The sequence below is a fragment of the Escherichia sp. MOD1-EC7003 genome (assembly GCF_002965065.1).
GTDB lineage: Bacteria > Pseudomonadota > Gammaproteobacteria > Enterobacterales > Enterobacteriaceae > Escherichia.
Genome location: NZ_PTRE01000232.1, coordinates 1 through 5,089, shown reverse-complemented (window position 1 = coordinate 5,089; position 5,089 = coordinate 1). Strand labels below are relative to the sequence as shown.

The 5,089-nt window shown below is 44.8% G+C and carries 2 protein-coding genes, 1 tRNA gene and 1 pseudogene; 3 read left to right on the top strand and 1 reads right to left on the bottom strand.

Annotated elements, in window-relative coordinates; genetic code table 11:
• Positions 1 to 300 precede the first annotated feature (300 nt).
• The 3 genes and pseudogenes from shiA to A7090_RS24350 all read left to right on the top strand — a co-directional run bounded on the left by shiA (position 301) and on the right by A7090_RS24350 (position 4,401).
• Positions 301 to 1,617 (top strand): annotated as a pseudogene (gene shiA, locus A7090_RS24360) (shikimate transporter).
• A gap of 101 nt (positions 1,618 to 1,718) precedes the next feature.
• Positions 1,719 to 3,173 carry an AMP nucleosidase gene (amn, locus tag A7090_RS24355; protein ID WP_105275806.1) on the top strand — a complete coding sequence of 485 codons (1,455 nt, stop codon included), beginning with the start codon at positions 1,719 to 1,721 and terminating at the stop codon, positions 3,171 to 3,173.
• 511 nt (positions 3,174 to 3,684) lie between these two features.
• Positions 3,685 to 4,401: a YebC/PmpR family DNA-binding transcriptional regulator gene (locus tag A7090_RS24350; protein WP_105275805.1), complete on the top strand. Its 717-nt coding sequence runs from the start codon at positions 3,685 to 3,687 to the stop codon at positions 4,399 to 4,401.
• Between the two features lie 448 nt (positions 4,402 to 4,849).
• On the opposite strand, the gene A7090_RS24340 is transcribed toward A7090_RS24350, so the two are convergent.
• Positions 4,850 to 4,925: transfer RNA gene (locus tag A7090_RS24340), tRNA-Asn, on the bottom strand.
• Positions 4,926 to 5,089 lie beyond the last annotated feature (164 nt).

Here is a 5,089-nt window from a genome sequence, read left to right as displayed (position 1 = left end):
GATGGACATTATTTTTGTAGAGCCGGAGGAAACAGACCAGACGGTTTAAATGAGCCGGTTACTGCAGATGTGGACTTTTTATGTTTCATATCTCAAAACTGTAGGCGCTTTGCTTAATCCTTATGCAACTCCTGCGCTTTCATCTTCCATTGAATTTTTCATGTTGCTGCTAATCAGCCATAAAATCATTTGCAGATGCGCTCTGTCGAGGTAGTCTCATAAGGTTCGTTTATAGATCGACAGCAATGTGAGTTACCCTTTCCATACTAATTATAAAAAGACAGTACAAACAGGATCATTATGGACTCCACGCTCATCTCCACTCGTCCCGATGAAGGGACGCTTTCGTTAAGTCGCGCCCGACGAGCAGCGTTAGGCAGTTTTGCCGGTGCCGTCGTCGACTGGTATGATTTTTTACTCTATGGGATTACCGCCGCACTGGTGTTTAATCGCGAGTTTTTCCCGCAAGTAAGCCCGGCAATGGGAACTCTCGCTGCATTTGCCACCTTTGGGGTCGGTTTCCTTTTCCGTCCGCTCGGCGGTGTCATTTTCGGTCATTTTGGCGATCGTCTGGGACGTAAACGCATGTTAATGCTAACCGTCTGGATGATGGGCATCGCGACAGCCTTGATTGGTATTCTTCCTTCATTCTCGACCATTGGGTGGTGGGCCCCCATTTTACTGGTGACGCTGCGCGCCATTCAGGGATTTGCCGTCGGTGGAGAATGAGGAGGCGCAGCGTTGCTTTCTGTTGAAAGCGCGCCGAAAAATAAAAAAGCCTTTTACAGTAGCGGCGTACAAGTTGGCTACGGTGTGGGTTTACTGCTTTCAACCGGACTGGTTTCACTGATCAGTATGATGACGACTGACGAACAGTTTTTAAGCTGGGGTTGGCGCATTCCTTTCCTGTTTAGCATCGTACTGGTGCTGGGAGCATTGTGGGTGCGTAATGGCATGGAGGAGTCCGCGGAATTTGAACAACAGCAACATAATCAAGCGACAGCGAAAAAGCGCATCCCGGTTATCGAGGCTCTGTTACGACATCCCGGAGCCTTCCTGAAGATTATTGCGCTACGACTGTGCGAATTGCTGACGATGTACATCGTTACCGCCTTTGCGCTTAACTATTCAACTCAGAATATGGGATTACCGCGCGAACTTTTCCTTAATATCGGTTTGTTAGTCGGTGGATTAAGCTGCCTGACAATTCCTTGTTTTGCCTGGCTTGCCGATCGTTTTGGTCGCCGTAGGGTTTATATCACAGGTGCGTTAATCGGAACGTTGAGCGCATTTCCTTTCTTTATGGCGCTTGAAGCTCAATCTATTTTCTGGATAATTTTCTTCTCCATAATGTTGGCAAACATTGCGCATGACATGGTGGTGTGTGTGCAACAACCGATGTTTACCGAAATGTTTGGTGCCAGTTATCGCTATAGTGGTGCTGGAGTCGGATATCAGGTTGCCAGTGTGGTTGGCGGTGGATTTACACCTTTTATTGCCGCTGCACTCATCACTTATTTTGCCGGAAACTGGCATAGCGTCGCCATTTATTTGCTGGCGGGATGCCTGATTTCCGCAATGACCGCTTTGTTAATGAAAGACAATCCACGCTCTTGATAGCCTGGCGAAGATCATCCGATCTTCGCCTTACACTTTTGTTTCATATTCCTGTGACATACTATCGGAAGTGCGGTAATTGTATGGAACAGGAGACACACATGAATAATAAGGGCTCCGGTCTGACCCCAGCTCAGGCACTGGATAAACTCGACGAACTGTATGAGCAATCTGTAGTTGCTTTACGTAATGCCATTGGCAACTATATTAAAAATGGCGAATTACCTGATGAAAATGCCCGTAAACAAGGTCTTTTTGTCTATCCATCACTGACCGTAACCTGGGACGGTAGTACAACAAATCCCCCCAAAACACGCGCGTTTGGACGTTTTACTCACGCAGGCAGCTACACCACTACGATTACTCGCCCTACTCTCTTTCATTCGTATCTCAATGAACAACTAACGTTGCTGTATCAGGATTATGGTGCGCATATCTCCGTGCAACCCTCGCTGCATGAAATCCCTTATCCTTATGTCATTGATGGCTCTGAATTGACACTTGACCGCTCAATGAGCGCCGGGTTAACTCGCTACTTCCCAACAACAGAACTGGCGCAAATTGGCGATGAAACTGCAGATGGCATTTATCATCCAACGGAATTTTCCCCGCTATCGCATTTTGATGCACGCCGGGTCGATTTTTCCCTCGCGCGGTTGCGCCATTATACCGGTACGCCAGTGGAACATTTTCAGCCGTTCGTCTTGTTTACCAACTACACACGTTATGTGGATGAATTCGTTCGTTGGGGATGCAGTCAGATCCTCGATCCTGATAGCCCTTATATTGCCCTGTCTTGTGCTGGCGGGAACTGGATCACCGCCGAAACCGAAGCGCCAGAAGAAGCCATTTCCGACCTTGCATGGAAAAAACACCAGATGCCTGCATGGCATTTAATTACCGCCGATGGTCAGGGTATTAGTCTGGTGAATATTGGCGTGGGACCGTCAAATGCTAAAACTATCTGCGATCATCTGGCGGTGCTACGCCCGGATGTCTGGTTGATGATAGGTCACTGTGGTGGCTTACGTGAAAGCCAGGCCATTGGAGATTATGTACTTGCGCACGCTTACTTACGCGATGACCACGTTCTTGATGCCGTTTTGCCGCCCGATATTCCTATTCCGAGCATTGCTGAAGTGCAACGTGCGCTTTATGACGCGACCAAACTGGTCAGCGGCAGACCGGGTGAAGAAGTCAAACAGCGGCTACGTACTGGCACTGTGGTAACCACAGATGACAGAAACTGGGAGTTACGTTATTCAGCTTCTGCACTTCGTTTTAACTTAAGCCGTGCCGTGGCAATTGATATGGAAAGTGCAACCATTGCCGCGCAAGGATATCGTTTCCGCGTGCCATATGGGACACTGCTGTGTGTTTCAGATAAACCGTTACATGGTGAGATTAAACTTCCCGGTCAGGCTAACCGTTTTTATGAAGGCGCTATTTCCGAACACCTGCAAATTGGCATTCGGGCGATCGATTTGCTGCGTGCAGAAGGCGACCGACTGCATTCACGTAAATTACGAACCTTTAATGAGCCGCCGTTCCGGTAATAAGTTCTGTTCCTTTTTATCAGGAATAGATGTAAAGGATTTATACTCTAAATAATTCGAGTTGCAGGAAGGCGGCAAGCGAGTGAATCCCCAGGAGCTTACATAAGTAAGTGACTGGGGGGAGCGAACGCAGTCGCAGCACATGCAACTTGAAGTATGACGAGTATAGTCAATCATCAAGCAAAGAGTCCGCGATAAACGTGGGCTGTTTGCTTCCCTGGATGGATGCGAGTTTTATTCTCGTCTTAATGATACCTACATATTAAAATCCTGTGTGCATTCAATTTTTATAACGATAATAATCAACTAATCCAGACCTCTTGCCATAATAATTTTATGATGACTAATCTGAGACAATATTGGGTTTTATAAAATCAAATCCAGGTTTATATTGTCAGAATATTTTTATTTCTAATAGACGAATTTTTTTATGTTATGATATAATATGTTGAATAGACGTATGTTATCAACTTGCCAGTAATGTAAATAAATTTTCGAGGAGATCATTCCAGTGGGACGTAAATGGGCCAATATTGTTGCAAAAAAAACGGCTAAAGACGGTGCAACGTCTAAAGTTTATGCAAAGTTCGGTGTAGAAATCTATGCTGCAGCCAAACAAGGTGAACCCGATCCAGAATTAAACACATCTTTAAAATTCGTTATTGAACGTGCGAAGCAGGCACAAGTTCCAAAGCACGTTATTGATAAAGCAATTGATAAAGCCAAAGGTGGTGGAGATGAAACGTTCGTGCAGGGACGTTATGAAGGCTTTGGTCCAAATGGCTCAATGATTATTGCCGAGACCTTGACTTCAAATGTTAACCGAACGATTGCTAACGTTCGCACAATTTTCAATAAAAAAGGCGGCAATATCGGAGCGGCAGGTTCTGTCAGCTATATGTTTGACAATACGGGAGTGATTGTATTTAAAGGGACAGACCCTGACCGTATTTTTGAAATTTTGCTTGAAGCTGAGGTTGATGTTCGTGATGTGACCGAAGAAGAAGGTAACATTGTTATTTATACTGAACCTACTGACCTTCATAAAGGAATCGCGGCTCTAAAAGCAGCGGGAATCACTGAGTTCTCAACAACAGAATTAGAAATGATTGCTCAATCTGAAGTTGAACTTTCACCAGAAGATTTAGAAATCTTTGAAGGGCTTGTTGATGCTCTTGAAGATGACGATGATGTACAAAAAGTTTATCACAACGTCGCAAATCTCTAATTATACTTTAAAGAAATCTGTCTTTATGGCAGATTTCTTTAATTTCATATAATTCTCATGAAAAATATAATACGCAACCTGTCATATTGATTATAAAAATCCCCGCCCCCAGAGAAATAACATTTATTGAAATTCCAGGTCTTCTTTTCCTGATTACAGAAGAAAAAGTGGCAATTATGTGTAGTTTCCCGATAAGGACGCGACAGCGACATCCCACATCAGGTATTTTTCTCTTTACCTTTATACGGTGCAGTATAGAACAGCGTTTCAGACCTTACGAACCGTGATGTCTGTTGGGGCAACTGGCTCACTGAACCGTGAGGCTCGGTTAAAGGCACGAAACACAGGCATCAAAAAACCCGGCCAGCTTTTACAAGATGACCGGGTAAAAATAATTTCTATTTTTTAACTGCCTTGAGACTCATAAAGATGTCTCAAGACTAAAATTTGGCTCCTCTGACTGGACTCGAACCAGTGACATACGGATTAACAGTCCGCCGTTCTACCGACTGAACTACAGAGGAATCGTGAGAACGAGGCGAATATTAGCGATGCCCGTCCGTAATGTCAAAGCCTGTTTTTTAATTTGAAATCGTTTGCTGAAATAATCTGCATTTTGTCGTTTATTCGTAAGCGTGCAGCAAGAACCGTATTGACGGGGATGTGTTATTCAGTCGGCAGTGCTACG